The following is a 25,995-nucleotide window of genomic DNA, read 5'->3' as shown; positions in this document are numbered from 1 at the left end:
CGATGAGTCCGTCCACACCATTGCTGCAGGTCGATCACGTCAGCCTGGAATACGCCTCGGCGCAACGCGTGGTGCGCGCCACCCATCGCGTGCGCTTCGATGTGCATGAAGCCGACCGCTTCGTGCTGCTGGGGCCTTCGGGTTGCGGCAAATCCACCCTGCTCAAGGCGGTGGCCGGCTTCGTCACCCCGCGCGAGGGGCAGATCCGTCTGGATGGCAAAGCGGTCACCGGGCCGGGGCCGGACCGGGTGGTGGTGTTCCAGGAATTCGATCAGCTGGCGCCCTGGAAGACCGTGCGCGAGAACGTGGTGTTCGGCCTGCGCGCAGCCCGCAAGCTGTCGCGCGCCGAGGCGCGCGAACGTGCCGACGACAGCCTGGCGCAGGTCGGGCTGAGCGAGTTTGCCCAGGCCTACCCGCACACCTTGTCCGGCGGCATGAAGCAACGCGTGGCGATTGCGCGCGCATTGGCGATGCGCCCACGCGTGTTGCTGATGGACGAGCCGTTCGCCGCACTCGATGCGCTGACGCGTTCGCGCATGCAGGAGCAGGTGCTGGAGCTGTGGGAGCAATCGCGCTTCACCTTGTTGTTCGTCACCCATTCGATCGAGGAAGCGCTGGTGGTGGGCAATCGCGTGCTGCTGTTGTCGCCGCATCCGGGCCAGGTGCGCGCCGAGCTCAACGCGCATGCGTTCGGCCCGCACAGCGCCGGCAGCGTGGCGTTCCAGCAGACCGCGCAGCGCATCCATCGGCTGCTGTTCGACCTGCCCGACGATGCCCTGGATGATGCCAAGGTGGCGCCGCTGCGTCGCCCGGCCGAGCGCCAACGCGAGGCGCTGCCATGAGCCGCAGTACCGCCACCGCGCTGCCGCCACTGCCACCGGTGCGGGCCGAGTACGAAGTCGCCCTGCAGCCGCTGGACCCGGCATTGGTTGCAGCCGCCGCGCCAACGCGCTGGCAGGCACCGCCGTGGCTGCGCAAGGCGCTGGTGTTGGTGGTGCTGGTCGCGGTGTGGGAGATCGCCGCACGCGTGGTTGGCGACGACCTGATGCTGCCCAGCGCGCTGCAGACCGCGCGCGCGTTCTACGACGGGCTGCTGTCCGGCGAGTTGCTGCGCCGCGTGGGCGCTTCGCTACGCGTGCTGGCGCAGGGCTATGCGCTCGGCGTGGTGCTGGCCTTCGTGCTGACCGCGCTGGCCGCTTCCACGCGCTGGGGCCGCGACGTGCTCGGCACGCTGACCGCCATGTTCAATCCGCTGCCGGCGATCGCGCTGCTGCCGCTGGCCTTGCTGTGGTTCGGACTGGGCACCGGCAGCCTGGTGTTCGTGCTGGTGCATTCGGTGCTGTGGCCGCTGGCGCTGACCACCTACGCCGGTTTCCAGGCGGTGCCGGAAACGCTGCGCATGGCCGGGCGCAATTACGGATTGCGTGGGCCGCGCTACGTGGCGCAGCTGCTGATTCCCGCCGCGCTGCCGGCGATCCTGTCCGGGCTGAAGATCGGCTGGGCCTTCGCTTGGCGCACCCTGATCGCCGCCGAGCTGGTGTTCGGCGCCACCTCCGGCCAGGGCGGCCTGGGCTGGTACATCTTCCAGAACCGCAACGAGCTGTATACCGACCGCGTGTTCGCCGGCCTGGCGATGGTGATCGTGCTGGGCCTGCTGGTGGAAGGCGTGGTGTTCCAGGCCATCGAGCGGCTGACCGTGCGCCGCTGGGGCATGCAGCGCTAGCGGGATGACCGCAGACGCTGCGAGCGCAGCGGTGAGTGGCCAGGCGTTTTGCCTGGCCACGCTGCAGATGAACGTGTTGCGCCGGCCACCAACGGCCTGAGCCCGCGTGCCGGGCTCATCGGCACGGTCGCGTGCGCTTAACGGGGCTGGCTTATGCTGCCGGCCCCTTACCTGCCGTCTGCCGTCATGCCTACCGCCCCCTTCACTGCCTATCTGTATCCGGTGCTGTTGCTGATCGCCAGCAACGTGTTCATGACCTTTGCCTGGTACGGGCATCTGAAGTACAAGAGCACGCCGCTGATGATCGCGATCCTGGTCAGCTGGGGCATCGCGTTCTTCGAATACTGCCTGCAGGTACCGGGCAACCGCCTGGGCAGCGCGGTGTACTCGGCGCCGCAGCTCAAGGGCATGCAGGAAGTGATCACGCTGCTGGTGTTCGCCGGCTTCTCGACCTTCTACCTGGGCCAGTCGTTGAAATGGAATCACTGGGCCGCATTCGGCTTGATCCTGGTCGCGGCATTCTTGATGTTCAAGGAATAACGGCTCTTGAACGGCTAACTGCCTTCTCGCTCGTAGGAGCGCACCAGGGCGCGACCTCGCGTGAGCGTCCTGCGGCGCGATGGGCCTTATCGGGAATGCCACGTCGCGCCCGGGTGCGCTCCTACGGCATACGGGTCCCTAGTTCGCCGGTTCGACCCACTGCGCGAGTACTGCATCGATTTGCGCGTCCTTGACCCGCTTGCCGCTCTGCACAGCCTCGGCCTGCTGGAACATCGGCATGATCATCGCCATGCCGTCCGGCTTGCTGGGCGCCTTCCAGCCGTCTCGCTGGTAGGAGCGCACCAGGGCGCGACCTCGCAGAAGCGTCCTGTGGCGCGATGGGCGTTTTCGGGAATGCCACGTCGCGCCCGGGTGCGCTCCTACGGCATGCGGGTGCCTAGTTCGCCGGTTCGACCCACTGCGCGAATACCGCGTCCAGCTGCGCATCCTTGATCCGCCTGCCGTTCTGCACCGCCTCGGCCTGCTGGAACATCGGCATGATCATCGCCATGCCGTCCGGCTTGGTCTTCAGATGCAGGCCGGGTGGCGTATCGAGGAATCTGGCCCAGCGCGTGCGCACCTTGGCCCAGTAGCCTTGGGTGCCCTTCCAGTACGCATAGGCCGGGGCGAAGTCGACCTCGGTGGTCTTGCGGTAATCGTTGAAGCCGAACTCGCGCGCGATCGCTTCCTGGCTGCCGTCGGGCTTGCGCAGCACCTTGGTGTTGAACTGTTCGTGGGTCCAGCCGTTGGGCGTGAGCGTGTGGCGATTGATCACCGCGAGCGCGTTGTAATCGCTGCGCTTGGTGTACTCGCGGCGCGGCAACGGGCGCCAGCTCAGATCACTGGTCCAGGTGGGATGGCCGTCGGCATAGTCCCAGCGACCGGTGCCGCAGTAGCGTGGCGCGTCGCTGACCTCGTAGACGCACTGGGTCCAGGCACCGGCGGTCACTGCCGGCGGCAGCGCATGCACCGTCCAGGTCTGATCGGCGCTGAATTCGAAACGCTGCGGCGCCTCGTAGATCCAGTCCTGCCGCCAATGCTTGGTCACTTGCTTGCTCTTCTCGTCGACCAGCAGATGCTGCAACACCAGCTTGCGCGGTGAATCCTCCACCACGATCACCACTTCGCTGGCGCCGCTGCGCATGGCTGATGCACGCTCGTAACCGGGCTTGAGCAACACCGTCTCGTCGAAGGCAAAGTCCACCGCGTATTCGCCCTGCATCGCCAGGATGCTCTGCCGATCGCGCTGGACGTCGGCGGCGGCAGTCAACGGCAACAGGCTCAGCGTCAGTGCGATACAACGGGAAAACGTTCGGCTCATCGGAACTCTCGGGAGTGGTTGGAGACGTCAGCGGCGCAGGCGCACCAGCGACGTCGTCATGTCGGATGGGTTGTTGTTATTGGATGTGGCGGAGGCCGTGCGCAAGGCGGCAGCGCGCGCGCAGCAGCAATCGTCCACCGCCACGCGGCCGTCGATGCCCTCTTCGCGCGCCAGGCGTGCGGCGACCTCCGCACCCAGCGCCGACACGGTCGCCAGGCTGGCGACAAACGGCTGCTCGCGGGCGGCGGCGGCCTGCAGGCGCAGCGCGCTCAAGCGCCACGCCTCCCCACGCATGCGCCCGGCCAGACGACGCCACAGCCGCTCGCCGACGCCCAGCTCATGGGTTTCCATCGGCAACGGCGGCAGCCGCGAGACCAGGCGATCCCAGATCAGGAAATCGCTGTCAGGCAGCAGGCAGATGCGCCAGCAGCACTGCCCCTCGGCATCGAAAAACCAGATGCTCTCGCGCACGCCATCGCTATCGACCTGCCGGCACGCCGCCGCCCCCACCGCGTGCTGCCAGCCATCCAGTTCGTTGCCCAATGCCGGCCGGTACAGGCATAGCACCGTGCCCAACGCCGCCAACTGCTGCGGCCGCGGCAACGCAGCGCGGGTGGCACGTGCATGCGACAACGACGGCAGCGGGCGGGCGATGGGCATGGCCGCTACCAGCTCACCGCCAGGCTGACCGAGGCGGTGCGCCCGGCGCCGGTGAAGCGATCGAGCACCGTGCTGCTGGCCAGCGTGCCGTTGGGCAGCGCATTCCAGTCCACATAGCGGCGGTCGGCGAGATTGAAAATGCCGGCGGTGACCTTGGCACCGGGTGCGAACTCCCAATGCCCCAGCAGGTCCAGCGTGGCGTAGCCGGCCGGGGTGTAGTAGCTGTCCAGCTGCGGGCGACGCTTGCGCGCGACGAAGGTGCCGATCAGTTCCGCGCCCCAGGCATCGCTGTCGAAGGCCACGCCGAGCGTGCCGCGCAGCGGGTCGACCGAGTTGAGCGGAGTGTCGTCGGTGAGATTGTCGCCTTCCGCATACGCCACGGCGCTGTTGAGCGACCAACCCTGCCAGCCGGCCAGCGCGCCCAGATCGATTCCGCCGCGCGCTTCGGCACCCTTGATCACCACATCGTCCACGTTGCGCGATTGGAACAGCATCAGCCCTTCGGCATTGAAGCCGGCCGGCGCATACGATTCGATGAAGTTGCGGTAGTCGGTGTAGTACACGCTGACGCCCAGATAGCCGACTGCATCGTTAAAACGCAGCCCGAGTTCGCCACCGCGGCTGGTCTCCGATTTCAGGTCCGGATTGGCGATAGCGGTGTAGCGCGCCTGCAGATTGGTGAAGCCGATATTGACGTCGTTGTACGGCGGCGCGCGGAAGCCGTGCGCGTAATTGGCATACGCCGACCAGGCGTCCGAAAACCGCCACACCGCACCGAACTTGGGAGACACCTGCGTTTCATCGATGGTCTCGGCAGCAACGCCGGGATTGTCTTCGCGGAAAATGTCGTCCACCTGCGGCGACAGCCGGAAATAATCCACGCGCACGCCCGGCGTCAGCGACAGCTTTCCATCGAACAGGCGGATCTCGTCCTGCGCATACAGCCCGAGCTTGGTGGTCTCGCTCTTGGGAAAATCGCGCACCGGGAACACGTCCTGACCGACGCGGTTGGTGATTGCGCCATTGGCCAGATTGACCGAGTAGCCATCGCGCTTGGCGCGGGTGTCGGTCCAGGTGCCGTCCAGGCCGTAGGTGATGTCGTGGCTGAGCGTTCCGGTGTCGATGGCTTTATGTGCGTTGACCAGCAGGCCGTACACGCGCTGATCGAAGTTGTGTTCGTTATGACGGCGGGTATTGTTGCCGCGCAGCTCGTCGGTGCGCTGCAGGCTCTCGCTGTCCTGGCGATACAGCTGCCACTGCAGATCGTCGGCCAGCGCCCAATCCAATGCATCCAGTTCGTGGCGCAGCGAAACGCGCGCGCGGGTCTGATGGTCGCGTCCGTCCTGCGACAGGATGCGCTGCGATGGCGTGGTCACACGCGGGTCGATGCCGGTCAATGCCTCGATGCTGCCGTAGTCTTCGTTGCCTTCCACGGTGAGCTTGAAACGCTGCTGCGCGCTGGGCGCGTACACCAGCTTGGCCAGCACGCTGCGGCCATCGATGCGCTGCGGGTTGGCCGCAGTACGGGTGAAATCGCGGCTGCGGTTGTCGCCCTGGTTCTGTGCTTCCTGGCCCTGGCGATGGCTGACCGCCACCATGCCGCTCCAGCGCTCGCCGCCGAACGCGCCGGTGGCACCGGCGAACAGGCCGTTCCAGTCGCCTTCGTAGCCGAACTTCAGGCCGACATAGCTGTGCTTGTCGGCACTCAGGTAATCGGATGGATCCTTGGTGACGAAAGCCACCACGCCACCCAGCGCGTCGGAGCCGTACAGCGAGCTGGCCGGCCCGCGCACTACTTCGACGCGCTTGAGCGTTTCCAGATCGACGAAGTTGCGGTTGGCGTTGAGGTAGCTGCCGAAACTGAAGGTGTCCGACACCGGGACGTTGTCGACCAGGATCGCCACGCGGTTGCCGTCCAGCCCGCGGATGCGGATGCCGTTGGCGCCGGTGAAGCGGCCGCTGGTGCTGGTCACCGACACGCCGGGCGTGTAGCGGAACAGATCCTTGAGCTCGCGCACCAGTTGGTTGTCCAGTTGCTCGCGATCGATCACATCCACCGTGCTCGGCACATCGACCAGGGCACGCTGGGTGCGCGTGGCGGTCACCTGCAAGCGGTCGAAGTCGTGGACCTCACGCGCGGCATCACCACTGGCGGCGAGGTCGGCAGCGTGGGCACTCAACGGAAGAGCGGGCAGCGCAAGCGACAGCGCGACCACCAGCGGATGCAGGCGAATCATCGGGAACCTTTGAAGGGAAGTTCCCGGCAGCGTGTGCTGCAGACTAGGCCGCGACCGGCCGCCGGGGGAGAGCGTGGGGTGCGCGGACGGCGGCGGCAACGCCCGCGGCAGGCAACCCGATCCCCTGCGCCAATGCGCGGAATCGGAGGGTGGAACTTACTTGGTCAGGATGAGCTTGTCGTTGCTGGTATGGCGCAGACGATAGACGCGGTCGCCATGCTGGATCAGCACTTCGCGACGGCCTTTGAGCAGCGCCTCGCTGCTGATGAGGTCTTCTGCGGGGACGGCACGCGGCGCAGCGCGGTCGCGCAGGTTGACCGGTTCGGAGCGGAGCAGCACGGGATGAGCGGTCATGATCTGGATCTCCAGTCGGTTAGCCAGACAAATAATAACCATTCTCATTTAATGATCAAGAGCCATTCTCATCTTCTCGACACGACCTTTGCATGGGTTAAACGATTTCGATTCACCGTGCCTATTGAAAAGATCTAGCCACGGGTTCCACCAGCGGTTTTTACGCACGGTGATCGTTGGCCTTGCTGATTACATCGCAGGTGGAAGGCACGCACTGGCAAGCGAAAGCGCGACTGGCATGACGCACCTTGCGCCGCAGAGGTTGGCTGACGTGCACGATCGGTCAGATGCGGCTTCTCGCTTGCTTTGAAGCGCCCGACAAAAAGCGTCGCAGCCAACCGTCCCGCACTTGCGCCCACCGCATGAGGCACCCCTCAGTGCGTCGCCGCCTCCACCCGTGCCCAACCGTCGGCATCGACCTGGGTCAAGGTCTCCAGCGCGCCGAGATTTTCTTCCAGCTGCGCGACCCGGCTGGCCCCCAGGATCACCGTGGACACGTGCGGGTTGCGCAGGCACCAGGCGATGGCCAGGCGTGCGGGCGACTGGCCCAGCTCGGCGGCCAACGCACAGAACGCGCGGGCACGTTCCAGGCGGCGCGCTTCCGGTGCGCCCAGCACTTCGTCCTGCAGCCAGTGATTACCCGGCTGGCCGAGGCGGCTGTCCGCGTCCACGCCGGCGTTGTACTTACCGGTCAGCAGGCCCGAGGCCAGCGGCGACCAGATCGTGGTGCCCAGCCCGCCCTCGCATAGCGGCGCGTATTCGCGCTCCAGCCGGTCGCGGTGCAGCAGGTTGTACTGCGGCTGCTCCATCGCCGGAGCGTGCAGGTGTTCCTGCTCGGCGATGCTAATGGCCTCGCGCAACTGCTCGGCGCTCCACTCGGAGGTGCCCCAGTACAACACTTTGCCCTGGCGGATCAGGGCATCCATGCTGCGCACGGTTTCGCGGATCGGCGTGTCCGGATCAGGCCGGTGGCAGAAGTACAGGTCCAGATAGTCCACGCGCAGGCGCTTGAGCGCGGCATGGCAGGCGTCGGTGACATGCTTGCGCGAGAGTCCGCGCTGGGTCGGACGCGGGCTGTCCACCGCGCCGAAGAACACCTTGCTCGACACGCAGTAACCATCGCGCGGCAGGCGCAGGTCGGCGATCACATCGCCCATCACCTCCTCGGCGCGGCCGCGTGCGTAGACCTCGGCGTTGTCGAAGAAATTGATGCCGTTGTCCCAGGCGGCGGCAATCAGGTTGCGCGCTTCGCTGCGCCCGATCTGCTTGCCGAAGGTGACCCAGGCCCCGAACGACAGGGCCGACAGCTGCAGCCCGGTGGACCCCAGACGACGGTATTGCATTGGCAGACTCCAGCAACCTCCGCGGCGCCCTGCCCCGGATCGGCGTGCGCAGTGTAGGACGTGGTGCTACCGGGGCGACAGGGTTGCGCGGCATCGATGCCGCTCAAGGTCCCATGCCCGCAAGCACCACCGGTTGTTGTCGGTTGCTGAAAGAAATGCGGAGGGCCTGGTGGTCTGCAAGTCTTTCGGAGCGTCACCATCGCTGGCGACATGCCAGTAGATGGATGGCTTACTGATCACATCGGCCACGGAGTCCGCAGACATCAACACGTGCTTGACGCATTGCTTGCCGATCAGCAGTAGCAATGCTGGGAGCGTGGTGCCGCGTCCGGGGGCGGGACCGTGTGGCGGCATGGATGCCGCCACCGAGCCTCCAGGGACGGATTCACGGCGTGTCCCGACACCGGATGCGGCGCCGCGCTGCCGACCAGCCTCGCGGACGTGGTCTGCCAGTTTGATGTGAATGCTTCGGTCTGCTGCGGGCGCTTGCACGCGTACCGGCGTGAGACACGCCGCAAGTACGTCCGTGTAGGCTCTGGCGCGGCATCCATGCCGCTCAAGGTCCCACGCCAGTACCCGCGCAAGCACCACCGGTTGTTATCGGTTGCTGAAAGAAATGCGGAGGGCATGCTGGGCTGGAGGTCCTTCGGAGCGTCCATCCTGGCGATGTGAGCAGATAACTGGCTTGCCGATTACATCGGCCAGGAAAATCCGCCGGCATCAACACGTGCTTGAAGCATTGCTTGCCGATCAGCGATAGCAATGTTGGAAGCGGGGTGCCGCGTCCGAGGGCGGGACCGTGTGGCGGCATGGATGCCGCCACCGAGCCTCCGGGGACGGATTCACGGCGTGTCCCGACACTGGATGCGGCGCCGCGCTACCGACCGACTCCGCACACCGATCAATCCTGTGCACGACATCTAGAGTTCCACGCGAATGCTTCGGTCTGCTGCGGGCGCTTGCGCGCATACCAGCGTGGGACACGCCGAAGTACGTCCGTGTAGGCGCTTGGCGCGGCATCCATGCCGCTCCAGGTTCCATGCCGGTACGCGCGCAGGCAGCACCGGCTTTCGTCGACGGCTGAAAGGAAAAGCGGCATCCGGTCGGGTGACCGTGCTTCGGGGTGCGGTCTTTGCGGGCGACGCACGGGCAGCGGATCGACGCCCCTGCCCCATGACCTTGCGCAAGCGCGGCTCGCCCGCCCGCGCGCAGGGAACTGCCCGCGCCCGCCCTGGCTTGCCTGCGGGCCAACGGGCGGGCCCTGAATGCTGCTCGCCTTGCCCACGGTCACCCCCTGCTCTAGGCTTCTCGTTTTGCCGTCAGCAGCCCCGGGGATTGGAATGGTCGAAGGTTTGGGAAGGATCGGTTTCGGCCTGTTCGGTCTGGCGGTGCTCATCGGCATCACCTGGCTGTTTTCGAGCAACCGCCGCGCGATCGACTGGAGGCTGGTCGCCACTGGTCTGGCGCTGCAGATTTCGTTCGCCGCACTGGTGCTGCTGGTGCCGGGCGGACGCGACGTGTTCGACTCGCTGGGCAAGGGCTTCGTCAAGGTGCTGAGCTTCGTCAATGAGGGGTCCACCTTCATTTTCGGCAACCTGATGAACATCGACAGCTATGGCTTCATCTTTGCGTTCCAGGTGCTGCCCACCATCATCTTCTTCTCGGCGCTGATGGGCGTGCTCTACCACCTGGGCGTGATGCAGGTGGTGGTCCGCGCGATGGCGTGGGCAATCACCAAGGTGATGCGCGTGTCCGGTGCGGAAACCACCAGCGTGTGTGCCAGCGTGTTCATCGGCCAGACCGAAGCGCCGCTGACGGTGCGTCCGTACATCCCCAAGATGACCCAGTCCGAGCTGCTGACGATGATGATCGGCGGCATGGCGCATATCGCCGGCGGCGTGCTGGCCGCCTATGTCGGCATGCTCGGTGGCAGCGACCCCGCGCAGCAGGCGTTCTATGCCAAGCATCTGCTCGCTGCCAGCATCATGGCCGCGCCCGCCACCCTGGTGGTGGCCAAGCTGCTGGTGCCGGAAACCGGCACCCCGCTGACCCGCGGCACGGTCAAGATGGAAGTGGAAAAGACCACCAGCAACGTCATCGATGCGGCGGCGGCCGGTGCCGGCGACGGCTTGCGCCTGGCGCTGAACATCGGCGCGATGCTGCTGGCCTTCATTGCGCTGATCGCCTTGATCAACGCACCGCTGACCTGGCTGGGCGAGATCACCGGCGCCGCCGCACTGCTGGGCCGGCCGACCAACCTGTCGACGATCTTCGGCTACGTGCTGGCGCCGATCGCCTGGGTGATCGGCACCCCGTGGGTTGACGCGACCACGGTGGGTTCTCTGATCGGGCAGAAGGTGGTGATCAACGAGTTCGTCGCCTACAGCGAGCTGTCGCGTATCGTGAAGGGCGAAGTGCCCGGCGTTGGCCTGAGCGCGGAAGGTCGGCTGATTGCCACGTATGCGCTGTGCGGCTTTGCCAACTTCAGCTCGATTGCGATCCAGATCGGTGGCATCGGCGGGCTGGCACCGGAACGCCGTCACGATCTGGCCAAGTTCGGCCTGCGCGCAGTGCTGGGCGGTTCGATCGCCACGTTCATGACCGCTACCATTGCCGGCGTGCTATCGCATTTCGGTTGAGGCGGCGCGGGTTCATCGGCGTGACGGTCTAATCGCCGCACGCCACGTTTCATTCAGTCATTCAAGTCAAGGGTATTTATGAGTTCGGTCGTCGTTGTCGGGTCCTTCAATGTCGATCACGTGTGGCGCTGTGATGTCCTGCCTGCGCCAGGTGCCACCATCGCCGGTCGCTACAGCACCGGCCCGGGTGGCAAGGGCTTCAACCAGGCGGTCGCGGCCGCACGTGCCGGCGCCAGGACGCACTTTCTGTGCGCGCTGGGCGACGATGCCGGCGGCGCGCTAGCGCGCTCGCTGGCTGCGCACGACGGCTTTGCGTTGATCGCCGAGCCCAGCAATGAGCCGACCGGCACCGGCGGTATCTATGTCGACGCGCACGGCCGCAACACCATCGTGATCGGCGCCGGTGCCAACTCGGTGCTGAGCGCAGCGTTTGTGGACAACCAGCGCGCGCTGGTGGCCTCGTCCGGCGTGTTGCTGGCGCAGCTGGAATCGCCGGCGGAGACCATCGAGTCGGCGCTGGCGCTGGCACGCGAATGCGGCGTGCTGACCGTGCTCAACGCCGCACCGGCCAACGCGCCGACCTCGATCGGCCTGCTCAAGCTGTCGGACGTGCTGACGCCCAACGAAACCGAATTTGCGGCCCTGCTCGGCCGGCACGTCGGCGAACGCATCAATGCCGACGATGTGGCGGCGCTGGACGGCAACACGCTGCATTCGCTGTGCCGCAAGCTGCTGCCGGGCGGTACCGTGGTGGTGACACTGGGATCGGTGGGCGCCTTCATCTCGCATGCGGAAGAACAGCTGCGCGGCGACACGGCCGCGCATTACCGCGTGGGCGCGGAAAGCGCGCAGACGGTGGACACCACCGGCGCCGGCGACGCGTTCAACGGCGCGCTGGTGGCCTCGCTGGCGCAGGCGCCGACTGCCAGCTTCATCACCCACGTGCGTTTTGCCACCCGCTACGCCGCGCGCTCCACCGAAGTGGAAGGCGCCGCCACCTCGATGCCGCGCATGGTGCCCGAACCGGCCGTGTGATCCGCACGCTTCAAGCAAACAACGAAGGCGACCGCAGCGATGCGGTCGCCTTTTGCGTTCAAGGCGTCGGCATCCCATGGGACTGCTTCGATCCACGAACGGCATGTCGAGGCCTGTCCATCGACGGACGCCGCCAGGCCCGCTGCGTCGGAGCTTCGATCGTCTCCATCGGATAGCAATCTGGGCGGCGGTACCTGGCGTGATGCCGCGTCGGGCACCCGTACCCTCATCCGGCGCTGACGCCACCTTCTCCCGACGGGAGAGGAGTTGGGGTGAGGGTACGGTCAGCCAGCAATCTCGCCGCTGCCCTCGCTCTACTAGCCACGCGACCCGCACAGCAACCGCACAAGACCGAAGGCCGGAACTGCTCTCCCGATTCCCGATTCCCGATTCCCGATTCCCGAATCCCCACCCAGCTACAATGCCACCATGCAGATCGGCCCCTACTCCATCGACCCGAAAGTGATCCTGGCCCCGATGGCCGGCGTCACCGACAAGCCGTTCCGGCTGCTGTGCAAACGGCTGGGCGCCGGGCTGGCGGTGTCGGAGATGACCATCTCCGATCCACGCTTCTGGGGCACGCGCAAATCGCTGCACCGCATGGATCATGCCGGCGAGCCGGATCCGGTCAGCGTGCAGATTGCCGGCACCGAGCCGCAGCAACTGGCCGAGGCGGCGCGCTACAACGTCGACCACGGTGCGCAGCTGATCGACATCAACATGGGCTGCCCGGCCAAGAAGGTCTGCAATGCCTGGGCCGGCTCGGCGCTGATGCGCGACGAGGACCTGGTGGCACGCATCCTCAGCGCGGTGGTGCAGGCGGTGGATGTGCCGGTGACCCTGAAGATCCGCACCGGATGGGACTGCGATCACCGCAACGGCCCGACCATTGCGCGCATCGCGCAGGACTGCGGGATCGCCGCGCTCGCCGTGCACGGGCGCACCCGCGACCAGCATTACACCGGCACTGCCGAGTACGCCACGATTGCGCAGATCAAGGCGGCGCTGCAGATTCCGGTGATCGCCAACGGCGATATCGACTCGCCGCAGAAGGCAGCGCAGGTGCTGCGCGAGACCGGCGTGGATGCGGTGATGATCGGGCGTGCCGCGCAGGGGCGCCCGTGGATCTTCGGCGAGGTGGCGCATTATCTGTCCACCGGCGAGCTGTTGCCGCCGCCGTCGTTGGCATTCGTGCGCGACACCCTGCTCGGCCATCTGGAAGCGCTGCATGCGTTCTACGGGCAGCCGCAGGGCGTGCGCATCGCGCGCAAGCATCTGGGCTGGTACGCCAAGGATCACCCGCAGAGCGCCGACTTCCGTGCGGTGGTCAATCGCGCCGAAACGCCGGAAGCGCAGCTGGAACTGACCCGCGCGTATTTCGACGCCTTGATCGCCGGTGTGCCGCCAGCGATGTCGGTTGCCGCCTGAGTTTTCCTGCGTTGTTGGAGCTGCAGTCATGACCGCACCGAGCGACACCCCGACCTATCTGCATGGGTTTTCGTCCACCGAACAGGCACGCCTGCTCAAACAGGCGCGCCTGCTGGAAGCCACGCTGTTCAACCAGATCGACTACAGCGGCGCACGCCGGCTGCTGGAAGTGGGCAGCGGCGTGGGCGCGCAGACCGAAATCCTGCTGCGCCGCTTTCCCGACCTGCACGTCACCAGCGTGGATCTGAGCGAGGCGCAGTTGGGCGCGGCACGCGCCAATCTGGAACGGCTGGCATGGTGCCGCGAGCGCTACACGCTGCAACAGGCCGATGCCAGCGATCTGCCGTTCGAGGCGCGTCAGTTCGATGCGGCGTTCCTGTGCTGGGTGCTCGAGCATGTGCCCTCGCCTGCGCGCGTGCTCAACGAGGTGCGGCGGGTGCTGCTGCCGGGCTCGCCGGTGTACGTCACCGAGGTGATGAACGCTTCGTTCCTGCTGCATCCGTATTCGCCCAACCTGTGGCGCTACTGGATGGCCTTCAACGATTTCCAGCACGACCAGGGCGGCGACCCGTTCGTCGGCGCCAAGCTGGGCAACCTGCTGCTGGCCGGCGGCTTTCGCGATGTGCACACCGAGATCAAGACGCTGCATCTGGACAACCGCGAGCCAGGCCGGCGCAAGACCATGATCGGGTTCTGGGAAGAAGTGCTGCTGTCGGCGGCCGACCAGTTGCTCGAGGCCGGTGCGGTGAACGCAGACACCGTGGACGGCATGCGCCGCGAACTGGCGCAGGTGCACAGCGACCCGAACGCGGTGTTCTTCTACTCGTTCGTGCAGGCGCGCGCGACAGTGTATTGAGCCGGCCGGCTGCCCGGACTTGCTGCGTGCGTATTGCTGGGCGAACCGACTGAGCGAACCTACCGAGCGGCCGGCGCAGGCGTGGCGGCGTGTTCCAGATCGCCGGTCAGCACCGTGCCGGTGGGCTCGTGCCAGATACGGCGCCACATCTGTGCCAGTACCTCACCGATTTGATCGCGCGCCACCGGCGCGCGGTAGGCGGCCTGGATCTGCCGCGGCGTAATCGGTTGCCATTGCCCGTCTTGGCGATGGGCCACCACGAAGTTGAAGTTGTAGTCCGGCTCCAGACCCATGCGCAGATCGCTGAGCATCAGCTCGTCATCGACCAGGCGTGCGCGCATGAAACCGCGATTGAACCAGGTCAACCGGCGCACCGCGTCGAAACCGGCCACCTCGCCCAGGGCCTGGGTGTTGCTGGAATAGCCGCGAAACTGCATCGGCCCCTTGTCGGCCACCAGCGAGCGTTCGCCGATCACATAGCCGTTGGGCGTCATCGCCACCACGCGCCACAGCAAGGTGTTGAGCGGCATCGGCACCGAGAAGCGCGGCGCATCCTTCAAGCCGAGCGCGGCCAGTGCACGGTCCGCTTCCTGGTCGACCAGGTGCTTGGCCAGCAACGACCAGCCCAGGTAGGCGGAGCTGAGCGCCAGCCCGATCACCATCGCGTGCTGCGCGACCGGTCGCGCGCGCGCAAACCATGCCACCGCGCAAGCCAGCAACAGCCATAGCGTGTAGGCCGGGTCGATGATGAAGACGCTCGACCACATTGCCGGATGCGGCTGCAGCGGCCACCACAGCTGGGTCCCGTAGACGGTGAAGGCATCCAGCAGCGGATGCGTGATCAACGCCAACTGGATCGCCCAGAACCAGCGCTTGGGCGCAGTGGCCACGCGCCCGTTGCCGTAACGGCGAAACAGCCACCAGATCAGCCAGCCCAGCAACGGCTGCACGAACAACGAATGGCTGGCGCTGCGATGCACCGTCATCAGCGTGACCGGATCGTCGGTCAGCGGCAGCAATACCAGCGCATCGAGATCGGGCAAGGTGCCCAGTGCGGCGCCGGCCAACAGGGCGGCACGGCGCTGTCCGGCCGGTGCGATGGCGGCAGCGACGGCGCCACCAAGAACGATCTGGGTCAATGAATCCATCGGCCGATGCTAGCAGGACGGGCATCGTCCAGTGCCATCACGTGCGTTCTGGCCGGCCGGCAGTCAGCCAGCAGCCGCGGTGCTCACATTGCGCTGCGGCTCGCGGTCGAAAACGACGCTGCAGCCGCCGTCCGCAGTCCTTGCGCCAGGACAGCGAACGCTGCACGCCGCGCACATCCGATGGCACATACCGGCAGCTGCGGTCTGCCGGCAGCTGCTGCGCCTGACCAACCTCACGCCGCGCGCTGCTGCGCGGCATGAGGTTGCGGCGCCAGTTCGGCCAGCACGTCGCCATGATGGTTGACCAGTTGCAGTGCGCCGGACTGCGTCTCGCGCAGCGCCGTCAGGCTCTCCACCCAGTCGCCGGTGTTGGCGTAGAGATGGCCGGCCTGCATGCGCAGTGCGGCGCGATGGATATGCCCGCAGACGATGCCGTCCAGATCGCGGCGCACCACATCGGCCAGGCCGGCCGCCACGAAGCGGCCGATATAGCGCTCGGCCGCGCCGCTGCGGCGCTTGAGAAACTCGGCCAGCGACCAGTAGCGCATGCCCAGGCGCCGCCGCAGACGATTGGTCAGCTGATTGCCGGTGAGGATGCGGTAGTAGAGCCAGTCGCCGAATCGTTCCTGCAAGCCGCCGAAATGGGTTTGCGCATCGTAGTCGTCGCCATGGGTGACCAGCAGCCGGCGGCCGTCCAGCAAGGTGTGGACGCTGCGTCGGCGCACCTGCATGGCCGGCATCACCAGGCCGCAGAAGCGGCGGATGGCACGGTCGTGGTTGCCGGGCACGTAGATGATCTCGGTACCGCGCCTGGCCTGCGCATGCAGGGCGGCGATCACCTGCTGATGCGCCGCATCCCAGACCGCGCGCCGCTGCGACATCCACCACAGGTCGATGATGTCGCCGACCAGATACAGGGTCTGGCAACGCTGGCGGCCGAGGAACGCGGCGATCTCGGCGGCATGGCAGTGCCGCGAGCCCAGGTGCAGGTCGGACAGGAACAGGGCGCGGACGGGAGGGTGCAATGTGGACACGTGCATGCGGACATCTCCAGGGCAAAATCTCGGCGCCGCGATCGGGCGCTGCGCAGGCAGGTTGCGTGCGCCGCCCGCAGGCGTCGGCAGCGCGCTGACGCAGATGCGCGCGCAGCAAGCCGCGGCGGAGCGCTGCAATCGGGCACCCGCATCCCGGCTCGTGGTCGCCATGGCAGCCATGCGCCCTCGCACCGGCACACTGTCCAGCGACATCGCGCATTCCTCTCCAGCGGCGTGGCTGCACGCAGCCATGCCGCCAGGCACGCGCGCATGCTGACCGGTCAGTACGACCATTGCATGGCAAGCTGACGACACCCGGATGACCGTGCAAACCCCCGCCACGACACGGGTTTAACGCCACAGCGGGCTGTTCAGGCGCACAATGCACAGGGTTGTCGGACGGTGTATCATCCGCACCCATCTTTTCATCCGAATCAAGGGATATAAGCCTGATGTCCAGCTACCTGTTCACCTCCGAATCGGTCTCCGAAGGCCATCCGGACAAGATCGCCGACCAGATCTCCGACGCAGTGCTGGATGCCATCCTGGCCCAGGACAAGCGCGCCCGCGTGGCATGCGAGACGATGGTCAAGACGGGCGTGGCGATCGTTGCCGGCGAAGTGACCACCAGTGCCTGGATCGACCTGGAAGCGCTGACCCGCAAGGTCATTCTGGACATCGGCTACAACAGCTCCGACGTCGGCTTCGACGGCGAGACCTGTGGCGTGCTCAACCTGATCGGCAAGCAGTCGCCGGACATCAACCAGGGCGTGGATCGCAAGAACCCGGAACAGCAGGGCGCCGGCGACCAGGGCCTGATGTTTGGCTACGCGACCAACGAGACCGACAGCCACATGCCGGCCGCGATCCATCTGTCGCACCGCCTGGTCGAGCAGCAGGCCAAGATCCGCAAGAAGAAGAACTCAGCGCTGTCCTGGCTGCGTCCGGACGCCAAGTCGCAGGTCACCCTGCGCTACGAAGACGGCGTTGCGACCGCGATCGACGCGGTGGTGCTGTCGACCCAGCACGATCCGGGCATCAAGCAGAAGGATCTGGTCGAGGCCGTGCGCGAGGAAATCCTCAAGCCGGTGCTGCCGGCCAAGTGGCTGCACAAGGGCACCAAGTTCCACATCAACCCGACCGGCAAGTTCGTGATCGGCGGGCCGGTGGGCGATTGCGGCCTGACCGGCCGCAAGATCATCGTCGACACCTACGGCGGCTGGGCGCGTCACGGTGGCGGTGCGTTTTCCGGCAAGGATCCGTCCAAGGTCGATCGCTCGGCAGCCTACGCGGCGCGCTATGTGGCCAAGAACGTGGTGGCTGCCGGCCTGGCCGACCGTTGCGAAGTGCAGGTCTCCTACGCCATCGGCGTGGCCGAGCCGACCTCGATTTCGGTCACCACCTTCGGCACCGGCAAGATCGCCGACGAGCAGATCGAAAAGCTGATCCGCAAGCACTTCGACCTGCGTCCGTTCGGCATCATCCAGATGCTCGACCTGATCCACCCGATGTATCAGCAGACCGCGTCCTACGGTCACTTCGGCCGCAAGCCGAAGGACTTCTCCTACACCGACGCAACCGGTGCGCAGCACAGCGCCACCGCGTTCTCGTGGGAAAAGACCGACCGCGCCGACGCCCTGCGCGCCGACGCCAAGCTGAAGTAAGCCAGCTGCTCCTGCGGGAGCGAATATAGTGAATTGCACATGGGCCGCTGATGCGGCCCATGTGCGTTTTGGCGGAATGGATGTTTCCAATGGAGTTCCACGGATAGATTCACTGCGTGTCCGGTTTTTTGATGCGGCCACCGCCTGCTGACGAATCTCCGTGTTGGACGTCTAGTGGGGTTGTGCGAATGCTCCGGTCACTGATGCTTTGTTACTGAGGGCTTCGGCCATTGAAGGCGCTTGCACGCGTAGTGTCTGCCGATCAGCAGTGGCAATACTGGGAGCGCGGGGCCGTGTGGCGGCATGGACGCCGCCACCGGGCCTCCAGGGGCGGATTTACGGCGTGTCCCGACACCGGATGCGGCGCCGCGCTGCCGACCGACTCCGCACACCGATCGATCTTGCGCACGACATCTGGCGTTTTCATGCGACTGCTTCGGTCTACTGCGGGCGCTTGCACGCGTACCAGCGATCATTGTCGGCGGCTGATAGAAAAGCGGCGGCTGGTTAAGTGATCGTGGTTTGGATCGTGTTTCCTTCTCCACTACTCAAAGACCAAGTGTTGAGGTGATCTCGACGACCTGGCCGGCCCAATCCGCAAGCGCCACGTCTGCTTGAAAACATTGCTTGCCGATCAGCAGTGGCAATGCTGGGAGCGTGGTGTCGCGTCCGGGGGCGGGACCGTGTGGCGGCATGGATGCCGCCACCGAGCCTCCAGGGATGGATTTACGGCGTGTCCCGACACCGGATGCGGCGCCGCGCTGCCGACCAACTCCGTACTCCGATCAATCTTGCGCACGACATCTACCCTCTCCATGCGGATGCTTCGATGAGCTGAAGGTGCCTGCACATCGCAGCCCCGGCATTGCGTTCAAGGCTCACGTTGCAACTGTTGCTCCAACGCCTGAGCGAATGCCTTCAACGGACACGCCATCCGTTGCTCGCCCGTGCATAGACCCAAGGCCAGTTCCTGCTGCAACGGCGGGTGCGCCAGATCCAATGGCGCCAGCGTCCGCAGTTGATCCAGCGATTGCGCAAGATACTTCGCACGCACCACCTGCTGCCCATTCGGTTCGCGCCATAGCTCCAGCAGCAATGCGCCACCCGGCGGCGGATCGTCGGCGCCGTAGCCGGGGAGATGAAAGTGCACGCCCAGCAAACTGCTCAACGCGGCGATATGCGTGTCGCTGCCAACGAAGACCGAGACCTTTGGCGCCTGCACATCGCCGAAGCGCTGCAGCACTTCACGCGCCAGCGGTGCGCCCGAACGTGAAGCCATGTAATGCGGACGTGCGTAGATGTCGAACAACAAGGCATGCAGGCGCGAGACCTGCGTCAGCCGCTCGGGTGTGGCGCGGCCCCAGCCGACCTGCGACAGCGGCAGGCCTTCGGCGTATTGCAGCAGCAACACCTCGCCGGTGCCGGAGGTCAGATCGATCGGCCCACCCAGGGCCAGGCCGCGCCCGTTGGCCGACGGTGCCAGCGTGGACGGCATCTGCGCAAAGTCGCAGGGCGTGCGCGTACAACCCAGGATCTGCTGCATTGCCTGCAACTCGGCTGCGTGCCCTCGCAGTAATGCGGCGGGGCCACCGGTTTGCTTTTCGATCGCCGCAACCGCCGCCGTGCCATCGAACGGCACCGCGCCGGCTTCGATCGGGCGGAACAACGGATCGTTGCTGCCGGCCTGGCGATGTCCGGCGACGATCCCGCAGCCTGGTGCCAGCGCCTCGGCCAGCAAGGCGCCGCTGTCGATGGTGCGCTGATCGGTATTGGCCCAGACCGACACGCTGCCTGCTGCCGGGCAGCCGCTAAGCGGCAACACGCCCTGCTGCGCCAGCCATTGACGCAGATAGTCACCGCTCAACTGCACGCCGATGCGCCCGTGCGGCGTCAGCAGGCTGGCCGGTGTGGACCATTGCGGCCAGGGCGCGTCGGCATAGTGCGCTGCGGCGGCTTCGCCCTGCAGCGGTGCGCGCACGCCGTGCCGGAAGACAGCCACCACGCGTTTCAGTTGCGCGGTCTGCGCGATTGCGGGCGGCCCGGGCGGACGCGGCGTGCAGCCGATCAGCAGCAGCGCGCCGAGTGCGAGTACCGGCATCCGCCATCGTGGACGAAGCGCTGTCGTCGAACGTGGCCTGACGCCTGCGTGCAACGGCGCGACGATCCTGCACGACGGCAACGACGCGATCCCCATCGCGTCGCTGCCGTCATCGCCTGCGGGCGTCTGTTCACCACCCTGCCCCGTTTTCTTCGCTTGCCTGAAACCCATACCTGTCGGTCATCCGGTTGTTCATCGCGGAATTTACCGGGCCAATGTGCAAGGCAGACGACACCTGGCGGAACTTATCCAACATGTCCGGGAAGCTGCCACGCAGCGATGAATGCTCCTAAGCAGTCGCACGGTTGCGGTGCCAAGAGCGGACAACACAAGAAAGCTGGCGGTCGTCAGGTGGGTGCGGAGGGTGCGCTCAGAATCGAAATGTACGAATAGGTCCATACCGCTTCCGAGCACCGGCAGCGCCTCACCTGACGGCGGCGCAGTCGGTGTGTTGGCCGCTCGAAGCTCGGCATCAGCCTTGTACACCCGCAACTCACCGCATGGTGCGCCGCTTTGAGTAGATCCCCCGCGCACCGACCATCAGGACGCACTGCGCGAGGCCGCGCCGCGCTGACATGAGGTGGACCGGCATCCATCCATCGACACACGCCTGCGCAGCGCGCCAGCTATCTGGGACCGTCGTGCTCCTGCGCCTGCATGCGACTGTATGCGTGCAGATCGGCCCGCACTCAGGTGCGCAGGAAGATTTCCACGCGTCGGTTGAGTTGTCGCCCGCCGGGGTTGTCCTGTCCATCCAGCGTATTGGGTGCCACCGGTTGCGATTCGCCATAGCCTTTTGCGCCGGCCGACTGCGCGGCACCGCGGGTGCGTAATGCGGCCAGCACCGCCTCGGCGCGGCGCTCGGACAGCGCCTGGTTATAGGCATCGCTGCCCTTGGCATCGGTATGCCCCCGAACCTCCATGTCCTTGGCGCTGACCTTGCCGAGTGCGGCCGCCAGCACGTCGAGCACGCGCGCGGCGTCGGGGCGAATCTCGGCCTTGTCGAAGTCGAACAGGATGCGCTCGTTCAAGGTGATCAGATAGCCGCACGGTGCGCCGGGAAGTGCGAACTTCTGCAGCAGCGGGAAGCGCCCGGCCGGCGGCACCTTCGGCAGCGGCGGCATGCGCACTTCGCGCGGCGGGGTACCGACGGTGCCGGTGCCATTGCCGCGGTTCTGCACCAGCCCGTCCGGGCCGTTCCAGGTTCCCGAGCCGTCGGCGTTGATGGTGATCAGACCGCGCGGGCCGTTCCAGGTACCGCTGCCATCGCCGTGGTTGTCGACCAAGCCGCTCTTGTCGCTGTTCCAGGTGCCTGCCCCCTTGCCATCCAGACTGATCAGGCCGGCCGGGCCGTTGTAGGTACCGGCACCGCTGGCCTGGACCTGGACGATCGCGTCGTCGCCACCGGCGCCGCTGGCATTGATGGTGCCGCTGCCGTCGGCATTGACGCGGATCAGGCCGCCGTCGAAGTTGGCGGTACCGCTGCCATCGGCCTTGAGGTCGAACAGCCCGCCGTCGCCGTTGCGCAGCAGATTGCCGTTGGCATCGACACTGGTGATGCCGGCGTCGTTGATCAGGCTGCCGCCATCGCCGCAGCGTGCCGGCGTCACGCTGACGCCTTCGATCGGGTCGAGAATGTCCTGCAGCGAGGCCTCCAGTGCGCGCTGCGCCGGGGTCACGCCGGCAATCTCCGGCACCACGATCGACGGGATGGCCGGGAACTCGGGCACCGCTTCATCGGCGACCGGTGGCGATGCGGACGGAGGCGCTGCGGTCTGCGCTGCCGGGGGCGTGGCGCCCGCAGGGTCGGCTGGCTCGCGTTGACCTTCGCCGCGGCCGCAACCGGCCAGCAGCAAGGGCACCCAGATCACTGCCGACAGCGTCTTGCGCATTGCGTCTTCCCTGGTTCGAGCGTGTTCGAGAACCGCCTGATAGCACGGGCCAGGTAAACAACGCGCTAAACGCGGCCGACGCGACGACTGCGCGACCGTCAGGCAGTGCGGTCGGTGCCGGGATCGGCATGCTCGTGTACTCCGGCTCCTGCGCGTCGTCGCACCCACCGGATGACCGCGCGTTGCCCAGGTTGGCCGGCCCAGTCGTGAGCAATCGCAACGCCGGGAACTGGAAAATGGCGCGCATTGGCAGCGGCAAACTCCACACCCCGCGGTGCGTGACTAGCAGCCACGCCTTCCACTGATGGTGCAGCGCACTCAGAACGTCGCCGGCGCCCCAGCCGGACGCGCGGCCTGCGCCTGGTTTGTGTCTGCCGCTTCGGCTTGCAGCTGCTCGTGCAGGATGCGGCGGATTTCCAGAATCGCCTGCGGGGTTTCCTGCACGCTGTGCCAGGAGGTCACCACCAGCTCGGACTCGGCACCGTCCAGATGCGCGCTGCGATACGGCACCAGGCCATCGTCGGAATCGGCCAGCGGCACCTGCGGTTTTTCGCGTCCGACAATGGTGTGGTAATGCACCTGCGGGGAGATCGGCAGGTCCATGCTGGCGCGTACGAACGGGTCGGTATCGCGCAGGTTGTCGATGCTGGTCGGCGGCAGCAGGCGCCGCTTGCGTCGCGGGTCGTCGCCCTGCGCGCGCCGCTCGCTGCTGGCCAGATCCTGAAACACATCGCCGAAGCGATCCAGCAAGGCGATCGGCAAACGCACCAGGCGGCCGACGAAGCGCCCGAGCCCACCTTCGGCCAGGGGCGTGCCGCGGTGCGGCGCGGCGATGAAGATGGCGCGGTCGACCTGCGGCATTGGCGAAAAATGCAGCAACGGCGACAACTTCGCGCGCACGCGTGCGCCGCGCTCGCCGTCCAGCCGGTAGTTTTCCAGCAGGGAATTCCACAGGCGCTCGCCCGACGAAGACACCAGCAGGCGCCCGATCACCCCGCCCATGCTGTGGCCGATCAACACCATGTCGTGCGATGCGATCGCCGTGCCGGATGGATCGAAGTGCTGCAGGCTGCGCTCCACCAGAGCCTGGATTTCGGCGCGGTTGACCGCTACCGGCGCATTGGTGGGGTAGTACACCTGCCAGATCTGGTAGCGCTGGCGCAGCGCTTCATCGCCCATCACTTCGTTGGCGACATTGACCCAGGCTTCCGGGCTGCTGGCAAGGCCATGCAGCATCAACAGCACGCGTCGGTCCGGGTCGTAGGGCTGCATCAGATACAGGTGCGGGCGGTCGATGCCGCGCGCGCTGCCCAGCATCGACCGCAGGGACTGCGCGGCAAACCCGGACCTGGCCAACCACAGGCCATACGCGGCAGTGAAGTTGGCCGCCAGCGGCACGCGCTGGCCATGCAGTACCACTTCGTTCTGGCGATACGGATCGTAAGGCACCACGGTGACGGCACGACCGCGCAGCACCGCATCCAGCGTATCGCCCTCGAAGCGCAGCAGCAGCGTTGCCGGTGCATACGGCATCTCGCTGAAGGTGGGCAGCGGACGCTCCGGTGTCGCGACAGCGGCGGCAGATTGTTGCAAGGCCAGTCCGGCAGGGTCGCCGACCACCTGTGGGTCCACCTCGGCCACCAGTTCGGCGCCGAAGCCGTCGCGTCGATATGTGCTGCGCAGCCCATCGAAGCGCAATGCCGAGGCGGCGAAGATCGCGCGCGGCGTGTTGCCGCCGCCCGGCAACCGATACGCTGACATATCGATACCGACCTGCCAGCGGCCTATGCTGGTCGGTTCGCGCTCGCTCTGGCCGGTCTGCTGCGCGCGTGCGAACAGGCGTTCGATCACCTGCTGCACGGCGTAGTTGTAGTAGTCGCGCACCTGCGTCTGGCGATTTTCGAACGCACGCGCACTGGGCGCCCGATCGGTGAAAAACAGATACGCGTATGCGTGCCGCGCGGCCTCCAGCCAGGCGTCGACTGCGGCATCGCTCATGGTTGTCGGGTCGCGCCCGCCCAGCGCAACCGCATGCGCGGTCCATAGCTCGGCCTGCGTTGCCAGCCGGCGTTCATCGCCGATGCCTGCGACGGTGGCGAGTTGCTGCAGGCAGGGCAGCGGGTCGCTGCGGCAGGCCTTGGGTTGCAGACCGGCCACCTGCACCGTCTCGCCGCTGGCCTGGCTCAACGCGCCAGTGCTGAGCACATCGCCACGCGTGCGCGCGATGAAGTCGCCGCTGCTGTGCGATTGCACCGTGACCATGGCGCAGCCACTCAGCCACAGGCTCGCCAGTACACCCGCCAGCACTGCAGAGGTACGACATCCACGCAGGCAAGCCTTCACCGGGGTGCGCTCGCGGTGGCCCCAGGCGCCGGTGCCTGCGGCATGCCGGCGCGGATGCGCTCGGAGAAATCGGCCGCCTTGTCGGCGGCGATCGCACGTGCGGTGAAATGCCCACGCTGCTTCAGCGTCGCGAAGTCGTAGCCGGGCATCAGCCCATCGTGATCGTAGGCGTATTCGTCGGCGTAGCCGGACAGCAGCAGGCGATGATCCAGCGGCAATGTGGGCTGCAATTGCCGCGCCAACGCGAACACGATCGTGGTGCAGTTGCTGGTGAGCGTGTTGTAGAACGCCGGCGCGCGATTCAAGTCGTTGGCCAGGCCCACGTAGCCCATGAACATGCGGCGCAGCCCGGCTTTGGGAATCGCCAGCCGATACAGATACATGTCCTCGCCGCGCACATTGGTGCGCACGCGCAGGATGTCGCGCTCGTCGGCGGCTACCAGGGTCTCTTCGAAACTGCGGAAAAATCCGCCCAATGCCGAGAACGACTCGTCGCGCTCCTTGCGGATTTCCAGCGAGAACACCACGTGCGAGCCGTCGTCGAAACCGAACGACACCAGGGTGTGCGCGATCGCCGGGCCCATCCAGTACGACAGCGCCAGATCGGCGCTGACCAAACGGTCCAGATCGTACTGGCGGGTTTCCCAGCGCGGCTGGTAGTCGGTTTCACTATGCCAGTCGAAATTGCGCACGTTGTGCAGCGTGACGATGTTGCCGTGCACCTCGGGCTGCAGGCGCTGGGCGACATCGTCGGCCCAGTCGCGGTCCTGGCTGGGCTGCATCATCCACCACGACACCGCCAGCACCGCAAATGCCGCACTGAAGATGCCCACCAAGGCCCAGTTCTCGCGGCCACGGCGCAAGCCCCACAACGCCGCGATTGCCATCGCGCACCACGAGCCCACCCACGCCGCGCGCACGAACGCGTTGCCGGTCAGCGCGAAGTAGATCGCCAGCCCGCCCCAGAGCGCTGCCAGCACCAGCGCCACCCGCAACGCCCAGCGCCCGATGCGCGAACGCGTGGCCGGTTTCATCGGGTGCCGCCTTCCGGTACCTGCATGCCCAATGCGTGCATCAACAGATCGGCCGAACGATGGGCGAGGCGTTTGCGTTCGGATTCGTCATTGCCGCGCAGGCAGCTGCCCAGCATGTCGATCACCAGCAGCAGCTGTTCGTCGTCGACATCGGCGCGGCACAGGCCGGCGTCGCGGGCGCGATGCACGAATGGCAGGAAGATGCTCACCACGCGCCGGTCGGCGGTTTCCACCGCCGGGTGCGCGCGTTCGATGGAACGCCAGAAATCCACCAGCGGCGCGGACTGGGCGATGTGCTCGGCCACGTCGTGCAGCAGCACGGCCAGTCCGTCCGGGCGCTCGGCCAGATCGGCGGCCAGCCGCTCCAGGCCGTCCAGGCCGCGGGTCATCAGCGCGGTCATCAGCGCGAGCCGGTCAGGGAAATTGCGGTACAGCGTGGCGCGGCCAAGGCCGGCACGCTCGACCACCAGCTCCAGCGGGGCATTGACGCCGTGTTCGCTGAACACTTCGTCGGCGGCATCGAGTATCTGCCGGCGGCGCAGCGCGGCATCAGGGCGGGAAGTCGTCATCGCGGCATTATCGGACAGATTTGTCCGGTTACACCAGAGTCCGCTTGCCGATTCCGCACCCTCTCCGACCAACGGTC

Annotated in this window: 21 protein-coding genes; 8 read left to right on the top strand and 13 right to left on the bottom strand. The window is 66.5% G+C overall.

Features of this window, described 5'->3' with window-relative positions; all coding sequences use genetic code 11:
* Nucleotides 1-2: 2 nt before the first annotated feature.
* From ABQY64_RS04500 to ABQY64_RS04490, 3 genes are all read left to right on the top strand, one after another.
* Nucleotides 3-842, top strand: coding sequence for an ABC transporter ATP-binding protein (locus tag ABQY64_RS04500; protein WP_349780353.1), 840 nt, complete (start codon nt 3-5; stop codon nt 840-842).
* A complete protein-coding gene (locus tag ABQY64_RS04495) occupies nt 839-1,723 on the top strand; it encodes an ABC transporter permease (protein ID WP_039530625.1) in 885 nt (294 codons plus the stop codon). Before ABQY64_RS04500 ends, ABQY64_RS04495 begins: the two co-directional genes overlap by 4 nt.
* A gap of 186 nt (nt 1,724-1,909) precedes the next feature.
* Nucleotides 1,910-2,263, top strand: a complete 354-nt coding sequence (locus tag ABQY64_RS04490) for a DMT family protein (RefSeq protein WP_024938302.1) — start codon at nt 1,910-1,912, stop codon at nt 2,261-2,263.
* A 138-nt stretch (nt 2,264-2,401) separates the two neighbouring features.
* Here ABQY64_RS04490 and ABQY64_RS04485 read toward each other — a convergent pair whose 3' ends face one another.
* The 6 genes from ABQY64_RS04485 to ABQY64_RS04460 all read right to left on the bottom strand — a co-directional run bounded on the left by ABQY64_RS04485 (nt 2,402) and on the right by ABQY64_RS04460 (nt 8,178).
* Nucleotides 2,402-2,566, bottom strand: coding sequence for a hypothetical protein (locus tag ABQY64_RS04485; RefSeq protein WP_349780384.1), 165 nt, complete (start codon nt 2,564-2,566; stop codon nt 2,402-2,404).
* A gap of 94 nt (nt 2,567-2,660) precedes the next feature.
* Complete coding sequence (locus tag ABQY64_RS04480; protein ID WP_349780352.1) at nt 2,661-3,584, bottom strand: DUF6607 family protein; 924 nt, start codon at nt 3,582-3,584, stop codon at nt 2,661-2,663.
* Between the two features lie 27 nt (nt 3,585-3,611).
* Nucleotides 3,612-4,244 carry a Hemin transport protein gene (locus ABQY64_RS04475; protein WP_166767950.1) on the bottom strand — a complete coding sequence of 211 codons (633 nt, stop codon included), beginning with the start codon at nt 4,242-4,244 and terminating at the stop codon, nt 3,612-3,614.
* A 5-nt stretch (nt 4,245-4,249) separates the two neighbouring features.
* Nucleotides 4,250-6,481: a TonB-dependent hemoglobin/transferrin/lactoferrin family receptor gene (locus ABQY64_RS04470; RefSeq protein ID WP_349780351.1), complete on the bottom strand. Its 2,232-nt coding sequence runs from the start codon at nt 6,479-6,481 to the stop codon at nt 4,250-4,252.
* A gap of 156 nt (nt 6,482-6,637) precedes the next feature.
* Nucleotides 6,638-6,877 carry a hemin uptake protein HemP gene (gene hemP / locus ABQY64_RS04465; RefSeq protein ID WP_024938306.1) on the bottom strand — a complete coding sequence of 80 codons (240 nt, stop codon included), beginning with the start codon at nt 6,875-6,877 and terminating at the stop codon, nt 6,638-6,640.
* Nucleotides 6,878-7,209: 332 nt separating this feature from the next.
* On the bottom strand, nt 7,210-8,178 hold the full coding sequence (locus tag ABQY64_RS04460) for an aldo/keto reductase (protein ID WP_349780350.1): 969 nt from the start codon (nt 8,176-8,178) through the stop codon (nt 7,210-7,212).
* A 1,340-nt stretch (nt 8,179-9,518) separates the two neighbouring features.
* On the opposite strand from ABQY64_RS04460, the gene ABQY64_RS04455 reads away from it, so the two are divergent.
* The 4 genes from ABQY64_RS04455 to ABQY64_RS04440 all read left to right on the top strand — a co-directional run bounded on the left by ABQY64_RS04455 (nt 9,519) and on the right by ABQY64_RS04440 (nt 14,136).
* Nucleotides 9,519-10,817: a NupC/NupG family nucleoside CNT transporter gene (locus ABQY64_RS04455; protein ID WP_016903833.1), complete on the top strand. Its 1,299-nt coding sequence runs from the start codon at nt 9,519-9,521 to the stop codon at nt 10,815-10,817.
* 78 nt (nt 10,818-10,895) lie between these two features.
* Nucleotides 10,896-11,852, top strand: coding sequence for a ribokinase (locus ABQY64_RS04450; RefSeq protein WP_016903834.1), 957 nt, complete (start codon nt 10,896-10,898; stop codon nt 11,850-11,852).
* Between the two features lie 429 nt (nt 11,853-12,281).
* Nucleotides 12,282-13,280, top strand: coding sequence for a tRNA dihydrouridine synthase DusB (gene dusB / locus ABQY64_RS04445; protein ID WP_102254778.1), 999 nt, complete (start codon nt 12,282-12,284; stop codon nt 13,278-13,280).
* A gap of 28 nt (nt 13,281-13,308) precedes the next feature.
* Nucleotides 13,309-14,136 carry a methyltransferase domain-containing protein gene (locus tag ABQY64_RS04440; protein WP_047125989.1) on the top strand — a complete coding sequence of 276 codons (828 nt, stop codon included), beginning with the start codon at nt 13,309-13,311 and terminating at the stop codon, nt 14,134-14,136.
* A 59-nt stretch (nt 14,137-14,195) separates the two neighbouring features.
* Here ABQY64_RS04440 and ABQY64_RS04435 read toward each other — a convergent pair whose 3' ends face one another.
* Nucleotides 14,196-15,284 (bottom strand): metal-dependent hydrolase, encoded by a 1,089-nt coding sequence (locus ABQY64_RS04435; RefSeq protein ID WP_349780349.1) that lies wholly within the window; start codon nt 15,282-15,284, stop codon nt 14,196-14,198.
* Nucleotides 15,285-15,517: 233 nt separating this feature from the next.
* Nucleotides 15,518-16,324, bottom strand: a complete 807-nt coding sequence (locus ABQY64_RS04430; RefSeq protein WP_039524069.1) for a UDP-2,3-diacylglucosamine diphosphatase — start codon at nt 16,322-16,324, stop codon at nt 15,518-15,520.
* A 446-nt stretch (nt 16,325-16,770) separates the two neighbouring features.
* Between ABQY64_RS04430 and metK the strand changes: the two genes are divergently transcribed.
* The gene (gene metK / locus ABQY64_RS04425; RefSeq protein ID WP_349780348.1) at nt 16,771-17,982 is read left to right on the top strand and encodes a methionine adenosyltransferase; all 1,212 of its coding nucleotides are present in this window, start codon (nt 16,771-16,773) and stop codon (nt 17,980-17,982) included.
* Nucleotides 17,983-18,853: 871 nt separating this feature from the next.
* Here the strand turns inward: metK and ABQY64_RS04420 are convergent.
* The 5 genes from ABQY64_RS04420 to ABQY64_RS04400 all read right to left on the bottom strand — a co-directional run bounded on the left by ABQY64_RS04420 (nt 18,854) and on the right by ABQY64_RS04400 (nt 25,918).
* Complete coding sequence (locus tag ABQY64_RS04420) at nt 18,854-20,176, bottom strand: histidine-type phosphatase (protein WP_374151343.1); 1,323 nt, start codon at nt 20,174-20,176, stop codon at nt 18,854-18,856.
* Between the two features lie 593 nt (nt 20,177-20,769).
* Nucleotides 20,770-21,972 (bottom strand): OmpA family protein, encoded by a 1,203-nt coding sequence (locus ABQY64_RS04415; protein ID WP_016904953.1) that lies wholly within the window; start codon nt 21,970-21,972, stop codon nt 20,770-20,772.
* A gap of 318 nt (nt 21,973-22,290) precedes the next feature.
* Nucleotides 22,291-24,234, bottom strand: a complete 1,944-nt coding sequence (locus ABQY64_RS04410; protein ID WP_230673699.1) for a triacylglycerol lipase — start codon at nt 24,232-24,234, stop codon at nt 22,291-22,293.
* A gap of 77 nt (nt 24,235-24,311) precedes the next feature.
* The gene (locus ABQY64_RS04405; protein ID WP_016902214.1) at nt 24,312-25,349 is read right to left on the bottom strand and encodes a DUF4105 domain-containing protein; all 1,038 of its coding nucleotides are present in this window, start codon (nt 25,347-25,349) and stop codon (nt 24,312-24,314) included.
* A complete protein-coding gene (locus ABQY64_RS04400) occupies nt 25,346-25,918 on the bottom strand; it encodes a TetR/AcrR family transcriptional regulator (protein ID WP_016902213.1) in 573 nt (190 codons plus the stop codon). Before ABQY64_RS04400 ends, ABQY64_RS04405 begins: the two co-directional genes overlap by 4 nt.
* Nucleotides 25,919-25,995 lie beyond the last annotated feature (77 nt).

Source organism: Xanthomonas sp. WHRI 7065 (genome assembly GCF_040203115.2).
In the GTDB taxonomy this organism is placed as follows: Bacteria; Pseudomonadota; Gammaproteobacteria; order Xanthomonadales; family Xanthomonadaceae; genus Xanthomonas; species Xanthomonas arboricola.
Note: the sequence above shows the minus strand (reverse complement) of the source record. Positions and strands in the feature narration are given on the sequence as shown.